Source organism: Thalassotalea piscium (assembly GCF_030295935.1).
GTDB lineage: Bacteria > Pseudomonadota > Gammaproteobacteria > Enterobacterales > Alteromonadaceae > Thalassotalea_B > Thalassotalea_B piscium.
Genome location: NZ_AP027362.1, coordinates 2,504,989 through 2,523,558, shown reverse-complemented (window position 1 = coordinate 2,523,558; position 18,570 = coordinate 2,504,989). Strand labels below are relative to the sequence as shown.

The 18,570-nt window shown below is 35.9% G+C and carries 14 protein-coding genes; 10 read left to right on the top strand and 4 right to left on the bottom strand.

All coding sequences use genetic code 11. From position 1 onward, the window contains the following. The first annotated feature begins 9 nt into the window (after positions 1 to 9). The 6 genes from QUD79_RS11005 to QUD79_RS10980 all read left to right on the top strand — a co-directional run bounded on the left by QUD79_RS11005 (position 10) and on the right by QUD79_RS10980 (position 7,143). Positions 10 to 1,194 (top strand): thiamine pyrophosphate-dependent dehydrogenase E1 component subunit alpha, encoded by a 1,185-nt coding sequence (locus QUD79_RS11005; RefSeq protein ID WP_184424837.1) that lies wholly within the window; start codon positions 10 to 12, stop codon positions 1,192 to 1,194. Beyond that, positions 1,194 to 2,171 (top strand): alpha-ketoacid dehydrogenase subunit beta, encoded by a 978-nt coding sequence (locus QUD79_RS11000; protein WP_184424839.1) that lies wholly within the window; start codon positions 1,194 to 1,196, stop codon positions 2,169 to 2,171. Before QUD79_RS11005 ends, QUD79_RS11000 begins: the two co-directional genes overlap by 1 nt. Positions 2,172 to 2,181: 10 nt before the next feature. Beyond that, on the top strand, positions 2,182 to 3,777 hold the full coding sequence (locus tag QUD79_RS10995; RefSeq protein ID WP_184424841.1) for a dihydrolipoyllysine-residue acetyltransferase: 1,596 nt from the start codon (positions 2,182 to 2,184) through the stop codon (positions 3,775 to 3,777). A 322-nt stretch (positions 3,778 to 4,099) separates the two neighbouring features. Further along, positions 4,100 to 5,944, top strand: a complete 1,845-nt coding sequence (locus QUD79_RS10990) for a protein kinase domain-containing protein (RefSeq protein WP_286288129.1) — start codon at positions 4,100 to 4,102, stop codon at positions 5,942 to 5,944. A gap of 24 nt (positions 5,945 to 5,968) precedes the next feature. Further along, a complete protein-coding gene (locus tag QUD79_RS10985) occupies positions 5,969 to 6,346 on the top strand; it encodes a VOC family protein (protein ID WP_184424842.1) in 378 nt (125 codons plus the stop codon). A 2-nt stretch (positions 6,347 to 6,348) separates the two neighbouring features. Continuing rightward, a complete protein-coding gene (locus QUD79_RS10980) occupies positions 6,349 to 7,143 on the top strand; it encodes a PhzF family phenazine biosynthesis protein (RefSeq protein WP_184424844.1) in 795 nt (264 codons plus the stop codon). 189 nt (positions 7,144 to 7,332) lie between these two features. Here the strand turns inward: QUD79_RS10980 and QUD79_RS10975 are convergent, their stop codons facing one another. The 4 genes from QUD79_RS10975 to QUD79_RS10960 form a co-directional block, all read right to left on the bottom strand. After that, positions 7,333 to 8,385, bottom strand: a complete 1,053-nt coding sequence (locus QUD79_RS10975) for a patatin-like phospholipase family protein (RefSeq protein WP_184424846.1) — start codon at positions 8,383 to 8,385, stop codon at positions 7,333 to 7,335. A gap of 21 nt (positions 8,386 to 8,406) precedes the next feature. Continuing rightward, positions 8,407 to 9,789: a gluzincin family metallopeptidase gene (locus tag QUD79_RS10970; protein ID WP_184424848.1), complete on the bottom strand. Its 1,383-nt coding sequence runs from the start codon at positions 9,787 to 9,789 to the stop codon at positions 8,407 to 8,409. A 135-nt stretch (positions 9,790 to 9,924) separates the two neighbouring features. Then, the gene (locus QUD79_RS10965; RefSeq protein WP_184424850.1) at positions 9,925 to 10,293 is read right to left on the bottom strand and encodes a hypothetical protein; all 369 of its coding nucleotides are present in this window, start codon (positions 10,291 to 10,293) and stop codon (positions 9,925 to 9,927) included. Positions 10,294 to 10,609: 316 nt separating this feature from the next. Next, complete coding sequence (locus tag QUD79_RS10960; protein ID WP_281401849.1) at positions 10,610 to 11,788, bottom strand: anti-phage deoxyguanosine triphosphatase; 1,179 nt, start codon at positions 11,786 to 11,788, stop codon at positions 10,610 to 10,612. Here QUD79_RS10960 and QUD79_RS10955 point away from each other — a divergent pair. The 4 genes from QUD79_RS10955 to QUD79_RS10940 are packed head-to-tail and all read left to right on the top strand — an operon-like array spanning position 11,722 to position 18,492. Continuing rightward, a complete protein-coding gene (locus QUD79_RS10955) occupies positions 11,722 to 12,996 on the top strand; it encodes a hypothetical protein (protein WP_246454991.1) in 1,275 nt (424 codons plus the stop codon). The two genes, QUD79_RS10960 and QUD79_RS10955, sit on opposite strands and share 67 nt — an antisense overlap. Next, positions 12,956 to 15,283, top strand: coding sequence for a hypothetical protein (locus QUD79_RS10950; protein WP_286288118.1), 2,328 nt, complete (start codon positions 12,956 to 12,958; stop codon positions 15,281 to 15,283). Before QUD79_RS10955 ends, QUD79_RS10950 begins: the two co-directional genes overlap by 41 nt. After that, positions 15,284 to 17,971 (top strand): hypothetical protein, encoded by a 2,688-nt coding sequence (locus QUD79_RS10945; protein ID WP_184424857.1) that lies wholly within the window; start codon positions 15,284 to 15,286, stop codon positions 17,969 to 17,971. Next, positions 17,971 to 18,492 carry a hypothetical protein gene (locus tag QUD79_RS10940; protein WP_184424859.1) on the top strand — a complete coding sequence of 174 codons (522 nt, stop codon included), beginning with the start codon at positions 17,971 to 17,973 and terminating at the stop codon, positions 18,490 to 18,492. Before QUD79_RS10945 ends, QUD79_RS10940 begins: the two co-directional genes overlap by 1 nt. Positions 18,493 to 18,570 lie beyond the last annotated feature (78 nt).

Below are 18,570 nucleotides of genomic sequence, written 5' to 3'. Positions count from 1 at the left end.
GAGAAGGCTATGAACACTGAAATTTATAAAGAAAGTCAGGTGGTGCATACCCCTACTTTTATTGATGGTCATTCAGTAGAAATCCCCATCCTCAAAATATTACAACAAGACGGTACTACCTACTCAGGTGCAGAATTACCTGATATCGATCAAGCTAAAGCAACAAAGATTTATAAAGCGTTAGCATTTCATCGCGTATTAGATGAACGTATGGTTGCTGCTCAGCGTCAAGGACGAATTAGTTTTTATATGGCAGCACTTGGTGAAGAAGCCGCCAGTGTTGGGGGAGCTGCTGCTCTTGAAGATCAAGATATGATCATGGCGCAATACCGTGAACAAGGTGCGTTAATCTACCGTGATTTTTCTCTTGAAAACTTTATGAACCAAATGTTTTCTAATGAAAAAGACTTAGGTAAAGGTCGTCAAATGCCAATTCATTATGGATCTAATGAATTAAATTATATGACAATATCATCACCATTAGGTACGCAAATACCTCAAGCGGCTGGTTACGCTTATGGGCAAAAATTGCAAGGTAAAGAAGCGGTAACTATTTGTTATTTTGGTGAAGGTGCCGCATCTGAAGGTGATTTTCATGCGGGCTTAAATATGGCCGCTGTTCATAGAGCGCCGGTGATATTTTTCTGTCGAAATAATGGCTATGCTATTTCAACACCTGCAGAAGAGCAATATGTAGGCAATGGTATTGCTTCTCGTGGTGTTGGATACGGCATTAAAACCATTCGTATTGATGGCAACGATATTTTAGCGGTTGTGAAAGCAACTCAAGATGCTCGTCGTTATGCATTAGCTGAGCATAAACCTGTGATTATTGAAGCAATGTCATATCGTTTAGGCGCGCATTCAACTTCAGACGATCCTTCTGGGTATCGAACACGTGAAGAAGAAGAGAAATGGCAAAAGCATGATCCAATTTTACGTATGAAAAACTGGATGATAGCGCAAGGTTGGTGGAACGATGCACAAGAAACAGAGCTATTTGAAAAGCTGAGAGAACAAGTGCTAGCAGCTGTAAAAGTTGCTGAAAAAATTGACAAGCCACCAGTTGAAGATTTAATTACTGATGTGTATGACGAAGTGCCAGAGCACTTACATAAACAATTAGATGAATTAAAAGTACATATTAAAAAATACCCTGAGGCATATCCTTTTACAGCAGGGAGAATTAAATAATGGCACAAATGAACTTATTACAAGCAATTAATAATGCGTTAGATATTGCAATGGCTGAAAATGACAGTGCGTTATGTTTTGGTGAAGATGTTGGTCATTTTGGTGGTGTATTTAGAGCAACTAGCGGCTTACAAGAAAAGTACGGTAAAGCACGTTGCTTTAATACGCCATTAGTTGAGCAAGGCATTATTGGTTTTGCTAATGGTTTGGCAGCACAAGGCTGTACTCCTATTGCTGAAATTCAGTTTGCTGATTACATTTTTCCTGCGTTTGACCAAATAGTGAATGAAACTGCTAAATTTAGGTACCGTAGTGGTAACGAATTTGATGTGGGTAAATTAACTATTCGTACGCCATACGGCGGCGGTATTGCCGGTGGTTTATATCATAGTCAATCTCCAGAAGCATATTTTGCCCATACTCCAGGTTTGAAAATTGTTGTGCCTCGTAATCCTTATCAAGCAAAAGGTTTATTACTAGCCTCGATTCGTGATGATAACCCAGTAGTGTTTTTTGAACCTAAGCGTTTATATCGAGCGTCTGTTGGGGAAGTGCCTGAAGAAGATTACCAATTACCCTTAGGTAAAGCAGAAGTTATGCAAACAGGTAATGATATTACGTTGTTAGGTTGGGGTGCCCAATTAGAAATAATTGAAAAAGCGGCAGAAAAAGCGTCAGCTGACGGTATTTCTTGTGAAATTATTGATTTACGTACTATTTTGCCTTGGGATGTTGAAACAGTAGCAACTTCTGTGCGCAAAACTGGTCGCTTATTAGTTAGCCAAGAAGCGCCATTAACAGCAGGGTTTGCCAGTGAAATTGCTGCAACCATTCAACAAGAATGTTTCTTGCATTTAGAGTCGCCTATCGAGCGTATATGTGGTCTTGATACACCTTACCCGTTAGCGTTAGAAAAAGAATATGTGGCCGATCATTTAAAAATATATGAAGCGATAAAACGCAGCATGAATTACTAGGAATTTGAACATGAGCATTGATTTTATATTACCAGATATTGGTGAAGGTATCGTTGAATGTGAACTGGTTGAATGGCTAGTTAATGAAGGTGATATTATTGTTGAAGACCAACCCGTAGCTGACGTAATGACAGACAAGGCATTAGTGCAAATTCCTGCAATGCATTCAGGTGTAGTAGACAAACTTTATTATGCAAAAGGTGATATTGCTAAAGTGCATCAACCATTATTTGCTATGACACCCTCAGACGGGGCTGCAAACGACACAGTTGCTGTGCAAAGTTCTTCATCGACAACGGAAGCAGCTAATGAAGTAAGTGCTGAGTTAACACCACAAACTAGCACTGAAACTATCGTTGAAGACTTTATTTTACCTGATATAGGTGAAGGTATTGTTGAATGTGAAGTTGTTGAATGGTTAGTTACCGAAGGTGACGTGATTGTTGAAGATCAACCTGTAGCTGACGTAATGACTGATAAAGCGCTAGTGCAAATTCCAGCTATGTATTCAGGTAAAGTGGTTAAATTACATTATGCGAAAGGGGATATTGCTAAGGTTCATGCGCCTTTATTTGCAATTGAGCGCATTGGTGTTTCAACCCATACTAAAGCAGTAAACAATACCCAAGTGCCAGAACAAAAAGCAAAAGTTCCTGAACAGGCTATGGCAAAAAGTGCTCCTGTAAGTAATGAAAAAACACTCAATACTAAAGCACTAGCTAGCCCTGCAGTAAGAAGAGTGGCGCGCGAAATGAATGTCAATATTCATCAAGTACCCGGTAGCGGCAAAAAAGGGCGAGTTTATAAAGACGATGTTGTAGCGTTTATTAATGGTAATACGCAAGGTTCAGCTAAACAATCTGATGCGACAGGTTCATCAGTTAATTCAATAGTAGCTGGTGGCAAGCGTGTTGAGGCTATTCGTGGCGTAAAAGCAGCCATGGCAAAAGCGATGGTTAATTCAGTATCAACTATTCCTCACTTTACTTATTGTGAAGAAATAGATATGACTAAATTAATAAAATTACGCCTTGAGCTTAAAGAAATATATGCCAAGCAAGACATCAAATTAACTATGATGCCTTTCTTTATGAAAGCCATGTCGTTAGCGTTAAAAGAGTTTCCAATTGTTAACTCTCAAGTTAATGAAGATTGTACCGAGCTAACTTATTTTGACGATCATAATATTGGTATGGCGGTAGACTCAAAAGTAGGCCTGTTAGTACCAAATATCAAACAAGTCCAAACAAAATCAATACTAGACTTGGCTCAAGATATTACTAAATTAACTAATGATGCACGCTCTGGGCGCGTAGCTAGCGCAGACTTAAAAGGCGGTACTATTTCTATTTCTAACATTGGTGCTATAGGCGGTACGGTTGCAACACCAATTATTAATAAGCCAGAAGCTGCTATTGTTGCATTAGGTAAATTACAAACATTACCTCGTTTTAATGAAAACGGTGAAGTAGAAGCACGCTCAATTATGCAGGTTAGTTGGTCGGGCGATCATCGTATTATTGATGGTGGTACTATCGCTCGCTTTAGTAACTTATGGAAATCATTCTTAGAAGAGCCAACAAATATGCTAGTGCATATGGCGTAATTACTAAGCCGAGTTTAACTTTGTAAACTTCATTTTTAATGTTTTTAAAACCTGCTTCGGCAGGTTTTTTATTTGTCGTGCTATTGCAGGAAATAAAAAAGCCTTAGTAAAATTACTAAGGCAAATATCCGATAAGGGATAACAATTACGAGGAGGTACTTATGTCTATCTAGAGAACATCCTTACTCAACACTAGGTGCTTAATAAGTGAGGTAATGATACCCTTATTTTGTGACAGCACTATGACATAGATCAATTTATATAAAAGCATTTTAAATCGCTATTAAATCATTATTAAGTTGATATTATATAAGTAAAGTAAGTGCTAAATTTAGTAAGGGCTCCTTTGGTAGAAAAAAAACTTAAGCATTTTTATATTGCAGAAGATCAATCGGTCTATTTACTTAATCATGAAGATGCCACTAAATTCAAAGAGTGGGTGAAACTCTGTCAACAACAGCTCTCTTTATTGGGTTATCATAATATTGCAATGGTCGGAAAAGGCGCCTATGGTTTTGTTTTTTCTGGTGATGATGACGAAAACAATGCCTATGTTTTTAAGTTCTCCCGTATTAATTTACCCCCTCATGTTCAAGATCGACTAGCAGAAGAAGCTGAAATTCAAGATGAACTTAATCACTCTCGCATCCCTCAAGTGTATGAATATTATAAAATTAAGCGCCAAAATATTTTACATATGCAACGTGCGCCAGGTATCGACTTAGAAAAACTGTCACATCAACGAGGCCCGCTAGCGCCTGAACTTATCGTGAATATTGCCATTCAACTTGCTGAAATACTTCGCTATTTACGTGACTCAAAGCAGCATAAAAAAGGTAAACCCTATGTACATGGCGATATAAAGCCATCAAATATCGTTTATAACGAAGAATTACAAAAAATATATTTAGTCGACTGGGGATCAGCTGTTGTTGCTCAGTTAGACACGCATGGTCAAACGACAGCTAATAATGTGATGGACTTAATGAGCAGTGATTTACAAAATACCAATGCTCGTTTAGGTGATGTTTATTTTATTGGTCCAGAACAAATTAATGGTTGTATGTCTTCTCCTCGTTTTGACGAGCAGGGCTTTGCTGCAACCATTTATGCTTTAGCATCAGGCCAATCGTGCAGGTATGGCGCAAAAGTGATCACGCCACTTTCTTTGGGGTTACCTAAGTTACTTGCTCAAATTTTAGATGGCATGTTAAGTGATGATAAAAAAATACGAGACAAAGCAGGCGACTATCTGTTTAAGCACCTTAAGCTTTTAAAGCAAACGGTTTTGTCTTCTCAGCCTACTTGGCCGGAAATTAAACCTCTTATTCCTGTTTGGGCTAAACCTATCGCTGGCGAAATTGACACGGTTGTTTATGGATCGCGCAAATCATTTTTGCGAGAATTAGATAGTGATGACGAATTAAATAAGATTGATGATGTACAGCTTGAAAAATACTATAAAAACTACCTTATGGGGATGGGCGATGTTGAAAAAGCTTTTATAGCCGCTGTTGGGCGCTTAGGTAGTTTTCCTGTTGTTGGGGGCATTGCCATTCGCTGGGAAAAAAATGGCGTGTATATAGATTCAAGCTTACGACTATTTGACGAGTCTCTCAAAGTGTCTTTTCAAAGTGCGGTTAATAATATGGTTAATTTAGCACAGGGCATTTTTCGAGTGGGTGTGTTCAAAAGCTGTTTGTTTAATGCGAGAAACACCTTACACGTTGAGCGCAATTGTGAGCAAGAGCCCTTTGTTGCGGCTGAGGGACAAAAAATTAACTTTGATATTAGTGATGTGGCTGAAGTAGACGACATTACACGACTACATTCATACTTTGAAGATGGTAAAGACCCTGATGAATATTTATATTTGCCAGAGCCAATTATGGCTGTATTAGCCAAACTTAACCAAATTCACCATACAGGTTGTATTATTTTTGAAGTGCTGCCCACGCATTTAAAAATTCATAGCTATTTAAGGTTATTAAATCATGATAAAGCCCAAGAATTCAGTGAGCATTTAGCCGAAATTATCACATTACTTCCCACTATTGAGGGGTTAGGAATCTCTGGCTTTATGAAACTCCCTTACAAAGACACACGATTTTTTGAACTAATAAATCAATTACCAGAGCGTTATTACCCTAAAAACCCTAAAATTTAATAAATTAATCATAGGAATAAACCAATGAAATCAACAATAGGCGATATGGCATGGATAGACTTATCAGTTAAAAATGCTACAGCAGTAAAAGATTTCTACCAACAAGTTATTGGCTGGAAAAGTGAATCAATATCAATGGGTGAATATAATGATTATGCAATGTCATCACCTGAAAGTGGCGACACTATTTCGGGTATTTGTCACGCTCAAGGGGTAAATAATAATTTACCGCCGACATGGTTACCTTATTTTTTAGTTGAAGATATCGACAAGTCCGTTGCACAGGTTTTAGCTAATGGTGGAGAACTCGTAACAGCAATTAAAACAATGGGTGATGATCGTTATGCGGTTATTAAAGATCCCGCAGGGGCTGCTTGCGCAATTTACCAAAAATGGAAATAAAGATGAAAGATCAACAAAAGTTATCGATTTATCAAGTTGATGCCTTTGCAAATGCTGTGTTTAAGGGAAACCCTGCTGCTGTTGTACCTCTTGAGGAATGGTTGCCAGATGAGATATTACAAAAAATAGCGCAAGAAAATAACCTATCAGAAACTGCTTTTTTTATTCAGCATGACCAAAGTGTAGAGTTGCGTTGGTTTACTCCTGCTGAAGAAGTTGATTTATGCGGACATGCAACATTAGCAACTGCACATGTGTTATTTGAGCATTTAGCATTCTCGCAAGAAAAAATAAGTTTCATAACTAAAAGCGGTGAGCTAATTGTTGTAAAGACCAGTGCAGGGCTATCGATGAACTTTCCAGCGTCAATGCCGAAAAAATGTGATCCTCCTCAAGCACTTATCCATGGTTTAAATGACACAAAAGCCATAGCTTTATTAGCAGATTTTGACTACTTTATCGTGTTAGAGTCAGAGCAAGCAGTACAATCGCTTCAACCTGATTTTACTGCATGGAATAAATTAGATCGTCGTGGTGTTATTGTTACCGCCAGAGGAACTGACACAGATTTTGTTTCTCGATGCTTTTACCCAACACTAAATGTAGAAGAAGATCCTGTTACAGGCTCGGCTCATTGCTTATTGGCTCCGTATTGGGCAAAGCAATTAAATAAAACGACATTGATCGGTAAGCAATGCTCCAGTCGAAGTGGAGAAGTACATTGCCAATTACTAGAGGACAGAGTGGTATTAACAGGGCAGTGCGCAGATTACCTAAAAGGTGAAATTACCTTTTAACGTTTCAGAGGCTGTTTATAATAATACCAATCTCACTAATTATGTGATCATTTCTACTGGTTAAAACAATCAACTACTGCGTTATTTATTTTATAATTAGAACAACTAGTTATGAAAATAAATGCCTTGTATTTGACTATTTTCACTTCGTATAAAATAGATCACTTATTTAATGAAACTGGTATAACATTAAATTGTTTTAAGTTTACTGGCTAATAAGTTTGGACGATGAATGATATTGTCCAACTCTTCTGCCAAATAATTTGTTGCTGATAATACCTTCCGCCAATACTTAATGCGAGTATCGGCATCCATCTCGGTAAAGTCTTTCCTGTCAGGTATTTTCTGAAAAGGTAGTTGCTGAATAAATTCATCAGAAGGCACTAACATTACCGTATTATCGTAATGTTTTATGTTAACAGCACGAGTTGAACTTTTATCAAACCAGCCTGCTTTTGGATTAGCATTAAAGTGAGGGTATAAAGTTAACCCATTAATAGGGTTTAGCTGAAAGTCAAAATGATAATCAATAATACCACCATCGCGATACATTCCTTTGGCACAACCATTAATATCTTTAATACCTTGCATCACCAGCGGTATCGAACCAGAAGCTAACAATGCATCGGCTAAATTTGCATGAGTTAACGGCTGATAAACATCATTAAAGCGGTGGTTATCACTTATGGTTAATTGGCTTGTTGGATGATGAAAAACAATACGTTGATATTGATGGCGTAACAAGCCACGATCAACCTTGTTGAGCATCACACTTGTTACTAAGCCTAAAAGTTGTAGTGGTTTGGCTTCAAAACTTGTTAGCCCTTGGCAACGTGCCACAATGAAATGTGCTTTAAAAATAGGGTTGTTAATAATTTGCTCTATCCCATCTTTACCATACACAGCAGCTAGTAATTCACGTGCTTTGGTGGTGATCTCTTGGGCATTTGCCTTTTTTGAATATACAGTCTCACTATAATGCTTAGCAAGCCGAGTGATAGCGGTTACAGGATCATTTTGACTTAAAGCAGCAAAACGAAAAGCACCAGCAGAAGAGCCAATTAAGTTAAGCTCAGTACTTCTTTCTTTAAAGAACTCACCAAATAAATACTTATCTAAGCCAAAAAGCGTAAACCACTTGGGCCCACCGCTAGCGCCTAACATTGAGGTGAATAGGTCTTGTTTAAAACCTTGAGTTAATAGTGTTTCTCGGGCAGTTTTACCCACGTAAATATTAAGCATGGTTTAAGTGTTGGACCTTGTTTATTTAAGTAAAATTTTGGCTTGATTTATTGCTTCTTTATTTGCAAAATAATTTTCAACTAAGAAGGCCAATTTTTCATCATCGTCTAACACTTCAGCTAATGTTTTTATCATAAATTTATAATCGGTGAATTCTGTTTCAACAGTAAGCATCTTATTGATCCATAGCCACATTTTTTCCTCACCTATTTCCTTTTCAATAGCTAACCAAACAATAGGAGCATAAGTGTAGACATAACGATTTCTGTTACTGTAATCAGATTTATTTTTAATATTTTTAATTGCGACAAAGTTTTTGTCTGCTAAATTACTTAGTTTCTTATTTATGTTTTCTAAGTAAACTTTTTCATCAATTAATTTTTTTGTTAACTTTAATGAAAGATATTCTGCTAATGATTCTGAAAACATGTCACCAAGTTCTGAATTAAATACACGATAAGTACCAAAATAATAATGTGCTAATTCATGAGCAATATAAGGCTTAAACCAACCTGATTTATCTTGGTCAACTAAACCACTTAACCCATTTTTTTCATGGTTTATGGCTACAATTAATGGGTAAGTCACAAACATCCAAGAATCTTTTTTCGATGTAGGTGTGGTGTGAATATAAACAACATTTTCACCATAAGGTAAATTCAGATTATATTGATAATACTGTTTGAATGAAGCTGTTATATTTCCTAACTCAGACATTTGTTGCTTTGATAATCCTGAATTTAAGTAATAACTATTGTTTTGTTTATCAATATCATAATCACCTGCGAACAAAGCGACCGATGTCAGCTCTTCTCTTTTAAATATTCCGTGCGTGGCTGAAATAGGATCACTACCATTTACATAAATTGATTTACAATCTATGCAAGTAACTTCAATGTCATAAGTTACCGCGTCATATCGCTTATCTTTTTCAATATCATATAAAACGGGATACCATGCGGTTTGAAGTCCGTCTGCTCGAATAGTTTTTCCATTGAAAGCTATATTCCCCTTCCAGTCTCCTCGATCACTTGCTTTGTCCATATTATCAATAACTGGAAATTTTCCTGTATATTTAAATTGTATAGAAGCAGGTAAAAATTTATTTTTACCTGTATTGTCTGGAAAGTAATAACCAAAGCTCTCATATGAAAAATTAGTATTATAAGATTTTTCAAATGCATAATTGAATTTATCTTTGTCATTTCTAAAATATTGAATGTTGAATCCTGTATTTAAGAATATTAAGTAGTCTTTAATTTTGGGAATGTTATCAAGTTGGAAATTGGCGTCAATAGTGCCTGAATTAACAGATATATTAATGGTTCCACTTAATTTTGGAACTTGCTCCGTAGCTAAAGCTGTGACTGAAAAAAGTAATGGAAAGAAAAATGTTTTATTCACATGAATTCCTTGTCTAGAATGTATTTAGTTATTTTGTTCTAATAAATAATTTGTATTTCTTTAATGCAACTTTAAGCCGATAGTAAGCTTTGTTAAATTACTAGGGGTTCAATAGGAGGGGAAAGTGTAAATGTTTTATTCTCCACCAGCAACACATTCACATGACTGCTTTATTACGCGCCCATTCTTTGTTGTTGTTGTACAAACTTCATCTTCATTATCAGCGCATTGAACAGCAAATTGAGGTGTTATGTCACCACCTTTGACAACCGTTTTAAATTTTAATAACGGCATATTTTTAGAGAGAAAAACTTTAATTCCAGTTATTTTGTTGTGGTAAACCATTTTTGTAAAATTATCATCATTGGCTAACTCAGGATAATTGTAATTAAACTCCTGAAGCAACTCTTTACCGCTAAGTTCATTTGTGTTTAACGTTTGAGCGGTTGATGATAATGTTATTATGCTAGCAAATGCTAATACGGCAACTTTCAATGCTTTCATATTATTAATCCTTAAATAATAGTTAATTTAACATGTATCATTCAAGGACGTTAATGATGATTTAAAAAGCCTATCTATTGATTTGCTCATCACAATAATCATCCTTGACTACATATTGTGTTTCATATTCAAAAGTATTTGAATATGAAACACACCGTATCACGGATATAGCATTATCCGCAACTTCATCAAAATACTGGGGTGAGCTGAAAATTGTCGTCTATACTTGTGGCTGAGGATTTGATGATTACTTACTTGTGTTAATAGTGTTTTTTGGGCGCTTTCACCCATGTAAATATCAAGCATTTTTGGGCTATTAAATATGTAAGTCGTGGTGATTACGAGTATTACTTGGCACAAATAAACTTTGATAAAGATTCGTCGCAAAGTCATCAGTCATACCTGATACATAATCAGCAATAACGCGGTAACTGTTTAATCCATTTTCAACCGCATGTTGATAACGGTTACGGGCATTATTAGGTAATAAACGCATAGGATCTGAAGCTAGCGCTTCAAATAACTCCATTACTATTTGTTGGCCGCGGTATTCATGATGTTGAATTTCAGTGCGTTTGATCACAAAGTCGAAAACAAAGTCTTTAAATATTTGTAATGCTTGTCGGGCAACTTTTGGATGCTGTGCATTGTAACGTAACAGTGGCTCTTCAAATTTGGTGCCTGCAGTTTCATTTAAATCAACGAGTGTAATAGCGGTGATCAAGTAATTAACTAAACCGCCAATCGCTTCTTTTTGCTGATAGGTTTTCTGGCTAAAGAGTTGTTTTGATAAATGATTACTGATTTGCTGTAGCCATTCATCATTTAAATGTTGAAGTTTATTAATAACGTGTTGCTCAAAATCTTCTCGCCTTACTACGCCTGTTACAATGGCGTCTTCCAAATCATGAATCCCGTAGGCAATATCATCAGCTAATTCCATTATTGAACAGTCAAGCGACTTATAAATGGTTTTGTTATGGCCTGTTTTGCGCACATTAATTTGTTGAAATTGGGCTTTATCCTTTTCAGATAAAGGTGCTAATATCCAGTTTAATGTATCTAAGTCATCTTGATAAATACCCTTAGGCGGGTGCCAGTCATTGGCTTTTAATTGTCGAAACGAGGTTGGAATATTTGGTGTTTTTTTGGCAGTAAGTTGCTCAAGTGTTTGGGGATATTTAATTAAGCCAAGTAGGGTTCTTCGGGCTAAATTCATCCCGTTACTTTCACTAAAAGGCTCTAAATTAGACACAATACGCAAGGTTTGACCGTTGCCTTCAAAGCCACCGTGATCGCGCATCATAAAATGTAGCGCCACTTCACCACCATGACCAAAGGAAAACAGACACCCACTAATAAATATAAAAATGTATCCATTGTTTGAAAGATAAATTAGTATGTAATTAGACGTGGTGTGAGAAATAGATGATGTATAACTTTCAAAGTGAAAAATATAAAACAAAGATGATGTGTGACTCTGATGGTATTCCATTGTTGCTACCCAACTTATATTTACATTCGCTTTATAAAAATAGACAAGTATACAAATTAACATGGATCGATGGGTCTGGAAAGCGCCGAATTAAAGACGCTGAGCTAAATAAAGTAACGTTATCAAAGAAAAAAATTACCGAATTCTTTTATGAGTTGAGAAAGTTTCTTTTATGGCTTGAAAGTTATTCAGAAAACTCATCTACAATTTCGCTAACTACACACCACAACTTACCTGAAGAAGTAATCAATTATTACATAAATAATGTATTGATTTTAGATCGTAATACCAGCGAGAAAATGATCGAAAAAGCTGTCTCAGGCTTAATATATTACTACAACTATTTAGCTTTCAATGGATTTACCAACATTAAAGAGATCAGTGTCAAAAGTGAAAACAAATCTATTGCAAGGGATAATACTAAAAGGAGAAATGTTATTAAGTATTTGTCTCCACGCATGCGAGCTGAACTTTATGCAAATGCTAAAAGCCTGCGAGTCGAATGTATTTTGCGTGCAGGTGGAGAATGCGGCCTTCGTACAAAGGAAAATATGGGATTATTACTAAGCGATTTTAAAGTTGGTGGCCGATCATATTCAGGAATAAAATCGTTTTGCAAGGAAATAGATATTGAAACAAAACTCAATAAGCCCTTTAACAAACAAAAGCAAGAGTTCAAATATTGGCTTCAAGGTAAATATACTAAAGGCCGCAGAGGTGGTGTTGGCGGCATTTCTAGATGGATTTATATTCCACGTGATGTCATGTTGCGATTTAAACTTTATTACGAGACTGAAAGACCCGAATGTGCTGAGGATAGCTTGTTGTTAACAGATCCTAAAAGTGGTGTTGTACATGGGATTAAGGAATACCAAGGCTCTAGAGATTTTAGTGAGACGCAGGGCTTAGTAATTGATAAACAACAGCAAGGACTATTACCAGATTATCTTCATATGCTGGACGATAAACATTCATACCACATTCTCAGGCATTCTTATGGTACAGATAAGTTCCATGATGCTATTGAGGAAGATGGGCTTGAGCTTGAAAGTGTTACGCATTTATCTAGGCCATATTTGCTAGTAGCAGAATTATTGGGTCATGAAGCTCAGGGCAAAGATGCTCCAATAACAACAAGAAAATACATAAGGTCTGCTAAGGAAAAGCGTGATCAAGAAAAATCATACTTGGAGTGCTCATATGGATAACGTTGAAGCTAGCTTATTAAAGCAACAAGCTGAGATGCTGGCCGAATTTTCGAGCAAAAAAACAGTTAGAGCAGTTGATTTTGAGCCATTTGATGTGGATAGATTTATTGTTCCCGAATATCAGGGGGCAAAGTCGCAAATCATAATTCTCAAAGATGGAGAATCACAAGAGAAGCGATTGATATTTGCGGCTTTATACGCTGCAAATTATATAACATTTGTTCTTGATGAGGGGACTGAAGGCTATCGTAAAACATTATCTCATATAGTTCCGAAGTTTATGATTTATTTAAATGTACTAAAAATAGATCAATTTAATCGTGTAAATATCTTAAAGTGTTTTGAATCTTATCGGGTTGAAAACGATGGAGTAAAGACTCAAAGCACAGGAATGATCGAATTAATACGGTTGATTAACAAAGCGCTCAATTATGTTCCTTTTGGTAACGAGTTACTTGCAACCAATGATTATAGATACTTAGATTTACTATCAAAAAGCAAACCCGCAGTAAGTGATGGTAGTGTGCAAACTACACTCACTGATTACTTTGGCTTTCACTCTTGGTTAAGAAGAGATGATATCGGTGTTGGTGCGCAACTATATAAAAGAGCTGAATCACCAAAATTATTGATGTGGTCATTCCAAATTACAATTAGCAGCGCATTAATTGAAATTAATAAGGCAAAACACGCGCTTATTGATCTGTTTAATAAGAAGAGGGTTCAACCAAAATATTTTCCCGCGAAATTGATTCGTCCTCATTTAGATAATTATAAAGGCGGACGCGAAAGTAAGCAGTTTCGAGTAGATGAAGCAGCATTTAAAGTTGCTACTTTAACTAATAAAAGAGATTTTTTTGAGAAACTTAGAAATGTTCTTACTGGTATCGAAGCCGATAGCATAATCAATACAGCTTTAGAGTCTCTAATATATTCTCAATGCGTGGAAGAGGCACAACAGTATGCTAAAGACGAATTTTGGAATACAGGAAAAATAGCAACCCAAACAACAAAGATATCTAATAAAAGAGTCACAGTTTTTCGTCAGGTAACTGAAAGCTCACTTTTATTTACACCGGACTTTATTCAAGAGCTAGTTGAATATTCGCAAGCAAAAAAAAGAAAGATCCCAATTTCTAAAGGGGAAAATTACTTATTTGCGCTATTAATGTCATATCAAACGGTACCATATAATGATTTGTTTAAAATAAAATTGAGTGATTTTAGATTTTCTAAAAGACAAACAGGAGAAGTTACTCAAATAGAATCAGACTATTTCAAGTCTCGCGCAAAAAGCTATCATGAAATAGAAGCAGTTGAAGGAAATTCGGTACTAGGTACTTCAATAATTGCTTTTCTAAATGACCGTACTGACAGCCTTAAAGTCAACAGCAAATTAATTGATAACGATGGTTCGTTACAATCCAAAATGGGAATAACAACAAGCATCTCGCTGTTTTTCAAGTTTTTAGGGAAATCTCATATTCGTGACGTGCTAAATACCCAGTTATTAAAAGAAAAGGTTTCACCCGTATTCATCGAATGTGTTGTGGCTATATGTGAGAAAGGTATTCGAAAAGAGGCTTATGAGAGAAAAAATACTAACTGGCTTTTAAACTGCGAAACACCAACGGTGACTCGTATCTTTAGTTCGGAAGCAGTTAAGAACTCAAAGGTACACTCTCAATCAGATAACTTTGACCCAACTCGAATTACTAATTACAACTCTCATACGAATGAAACAGAGCGCACTAATTATCGTACCGAAGACAATCAAACTTGGATAGATAACTGCGGAAAAATTACTCGCACTGTAATGAATGATATTTCCTTAAATGTCTTAAGGCCTAGTAAGTCAGAAGTTTCTGAATATAACACAACAATAAAAAGTGCATTACAAACCCTAAAATTAAAGGCAGATAATACCTTGGCACTATTAAAAGTTGTTACTGGCAAAAGTGATGGCAAGGTCAATGACCTTGGTTTCTTGGTATCAAATAAACACAGTGAAGATAGTTTGCCTGATAACATTTATCTTGTTGATTCACCGGAAACTGTTCTTAAGTTTTTACACTACTTAGGGGAAATAGAACGCTGTCATCAAAAAATCTTTGAACGAGCACCAGAGTACTTGTTTCTAGAGGCGTTACCCACGGCAGAATGGATAGAAGCAGTTTTATCTAACAGATTGTTTAGCAATGAAACGGTTGCAGAAGGTCAGAAGTTATATAAAAAGTATAAAAAAGATCTACCACCCATTTTTACCGCATTTACTGGGAGTTACTAAGTGAAAAATTTAGTTAGTTCAGTTAGCTACATTAATAATTCTAAATCTAGGTTCTTAGAGCATTGTAATGACATGCTCCGTTTAATTGATCCTAACGGACATGCTTCCTTTGAAAGTCATAAATGGGTAATTCCTTTTTCTTCAAATAATACAAAAGTGGAAAATTGGTATGCAACGTTATATTTTGAAGACTTCAATAATGAAACTTTAAATTTCAAATCAAGTATTAGAATTGAGTTTGAAGTTGAAGAGTTCATTAATTTGAAGATTATCGACTTTGCCAAGTGGCTTTTTTTACAACAAAGACATAATAACTCGGTGGATTATGCAGGTGTTTGGTATTTACAAATGTTAAAAGTGCTTTTTGCATTTCTGCGGGAAAATAACATCGACTCGTTAGATGAAACTAAGATAGAGGATTTTTTTAGTTTGGCTCTTACTCACGATTTTATTGACGGGACCTTTGTTAGACGCCTGTCATCTCCAGCTTATGCTTCTCGATTTAAAATGTTTAACTTATTGAGTATTACAAGAACTTTGCGCCTTCACGGCGTAGAAGGCGTTGTTCCTAATATCCAAGAGGATGATATAAACAAAGCGTTTAATACAGCGTGCTTAGCGCAAATAGATATGACTTTGGCAGATTATAAAAAAGGCGGAACATTTGACTTTTTAACTTTGGATGTGGGTAAACATTATGTTGATTATTGTGCAAGCTTCTTTGAGCAACATATTGTTTTTGCTACAGCTCTTCGTAGTGCTGTTATTGAACTAGGATTCGATTTAGTAGAGAACGGAAATCAATACAAGTGGGATGCCTTATTTAGTGAAAATAAAGAGCAACTCTGCAATTTAATTGCTAATAAATATAACCAAATAGTAGTTAAGTATCATGCGTTTAACATATATAAACTTAATCAAATAATATCAGAGTTAAAACTGGACGAAACTCGTTTTGACTCTTATGAATTCGTGAGATCACTGATGTATGCTCGCTTTTATGATGGTCAGCTTAAAAAAAGAGAGCATATACTGTCAGAATACGCTGCGTGTATTAATAGTGATAACGCAGGCTTCAGGATCGACTTTACATTACAAGATTTCGATGATTATTGTGACGATGCTTTAAGCGAACAAATTTTAAATTTAGAGAAAACGAAAGTACTTCTGGACGAATACTTAGATCTATTTCGTGATAGAACTAATGCCAAAATGGGGAGTTTTTTCAGGGATGTTGAAGCTGCTGGTGTAACGGCTCTGGTAGCTTATACGGGCTGGCGAGCAAGTGAATACGGGTTTCCTGAATCATCGTTAAAATCTACTGTTAATAAAGATATTTCAGATGCCGTTTATTCACCGTTTCGATTTTACATTAAATGGATTTCGCCAAAGACAAATGGTGAAACATTACTGGAAAGAGAGATAACGTTATCCACTGCAATTCTTATTAGGCAATTGTCTGTTTTTACAGAGGAAAATGACAATGGTTTTGCGTTGACTTCAGCTAAATTTGGAGACACTACGCTAATTGGGAGTCATGTTCGCGGTATGGTAGCGAGGCATTGGGTAAGATTTCCTGAAAAATACGAAACATTTTTGGATTTAGATGAGCTTGAATTACTAACTGTTAAAGATACCGATGGCAATTTAGTAGAATTAAAAAGAAGGCAGTATTTGACAGATAAATATGATTTGAATAGTCCTGTAGTCGAGGGACTTATAGAGCTTAGAGACAAACTCAGAAAAGATAATCAGGTCTTACAGCTAATTGCTCGCAGTTATAAAATCGGTCAGAAACACTTACGTGTTGCCGAAACTATTAGACTTTATGCCAATGGTGAACTTGATGAGATTGCAGTTGAAATTTTAGAAAGCCGCTTATCTCAAGAAACTTTGGAATACATTAAAATAAATCATGTCAATATCAGCGATTCGGATACAAGAGCAATAATAGACGAGATTAAAGAAGGTATATTTAATGCAACCCCACATGCATTAAGACATGTATGGGCAGAAGCAGTATTAAGACGATATAAAGGCGATATAGGCAAGTTTATCCGAGCAAACTTCAAGCACATTGATGACCGATTTTTTATGGCCTATCTGAAGGGTAAGGAAGCTAAGGCTATAATGCAGGTAGCTAAGAGAACAACAATAAATCACATTGTGCGATCTAGAATCCAAAGCATTAATGAGGAAAGAAGACATTATGCTGGTATGTTTGATCGGTTCATAAATAAAGCTGTTGCTATTACCAAGGTTAATACATTAGAAGAGTATGAAAAATTAGCAAACATGGTTTCGAATAACAGAATAATTGATATTAAAGTTAATCCTTGGAATACGTGCGTGTTGCGAAAAGGTACGTTTGCCAACGCTAAGTGCTCAGAGGGTGGTATACCTCAGCGGCATAAAGCTGAACCTAAGTTTTGCTTAGGTTGTATCAATGGTGATTTTGAAGAAGGAAACTACAACGGCACTGTTGTTTATGTCAAACCAGATGTTGAAGCTTGTAGAAACCCCAACCTTCCAATGTTTATCAAAAGATCACATTTAGTGACTGTTAGATTAGCTCTAAAACGTATACAAGAGCTAGGTAAAAATTACGATGAATCACCTTATCAGAAATATATTGATTTTTTAAATGAAACAATAGAAATGGCGGTCAGCTCTGAGGAGGTGTCGTAATGAGTATAAATTACTACGATGACTTTTTACTGGAAGAAGAAAGGATTCAAGAGCCTAAGGGTATAGAAGTTGATAAAGATTTAACATGGATTTTGCTTCATCCAACTGCCAAAGAAGCTTACACAGCAATAAACAATCTTAAAATGGAAAAGTTACGCTTCATTAGTGGTCATCCGGATAAAGGTAGTTATAAATATAAAAAGTATTGGACTATTTCAAAAGTAGAAGTCGCTAGAAGAGTTGGAAAAAAACCTCAGCCATTGTTCAACAGCAATACATACTCAGCAGGGTTAATAACTTACTTTAATGGCGTAAACAGTAAACTTCATAAAGCGAAATATGACCGAATCAATAAGCCTAACAAGGGGTATCAGCACAAAACTAAGGAAGAGTTGAAAGCAAGTACGGTTAAATTAACAAAAGAAAATAAAAAATTACTTCAGAATACTTGTGAAGAGCTGTATGGAAGGATGTTGAATGACATACCCCTTGATGTAAAAAGAAAGCTAGGTTTAAATTAACAACATTTGCCCAACAGATATAGGTATTGAACAAACATTCCTAATGTTTGTTGGAATTGTAAATTTATAATTATTGAA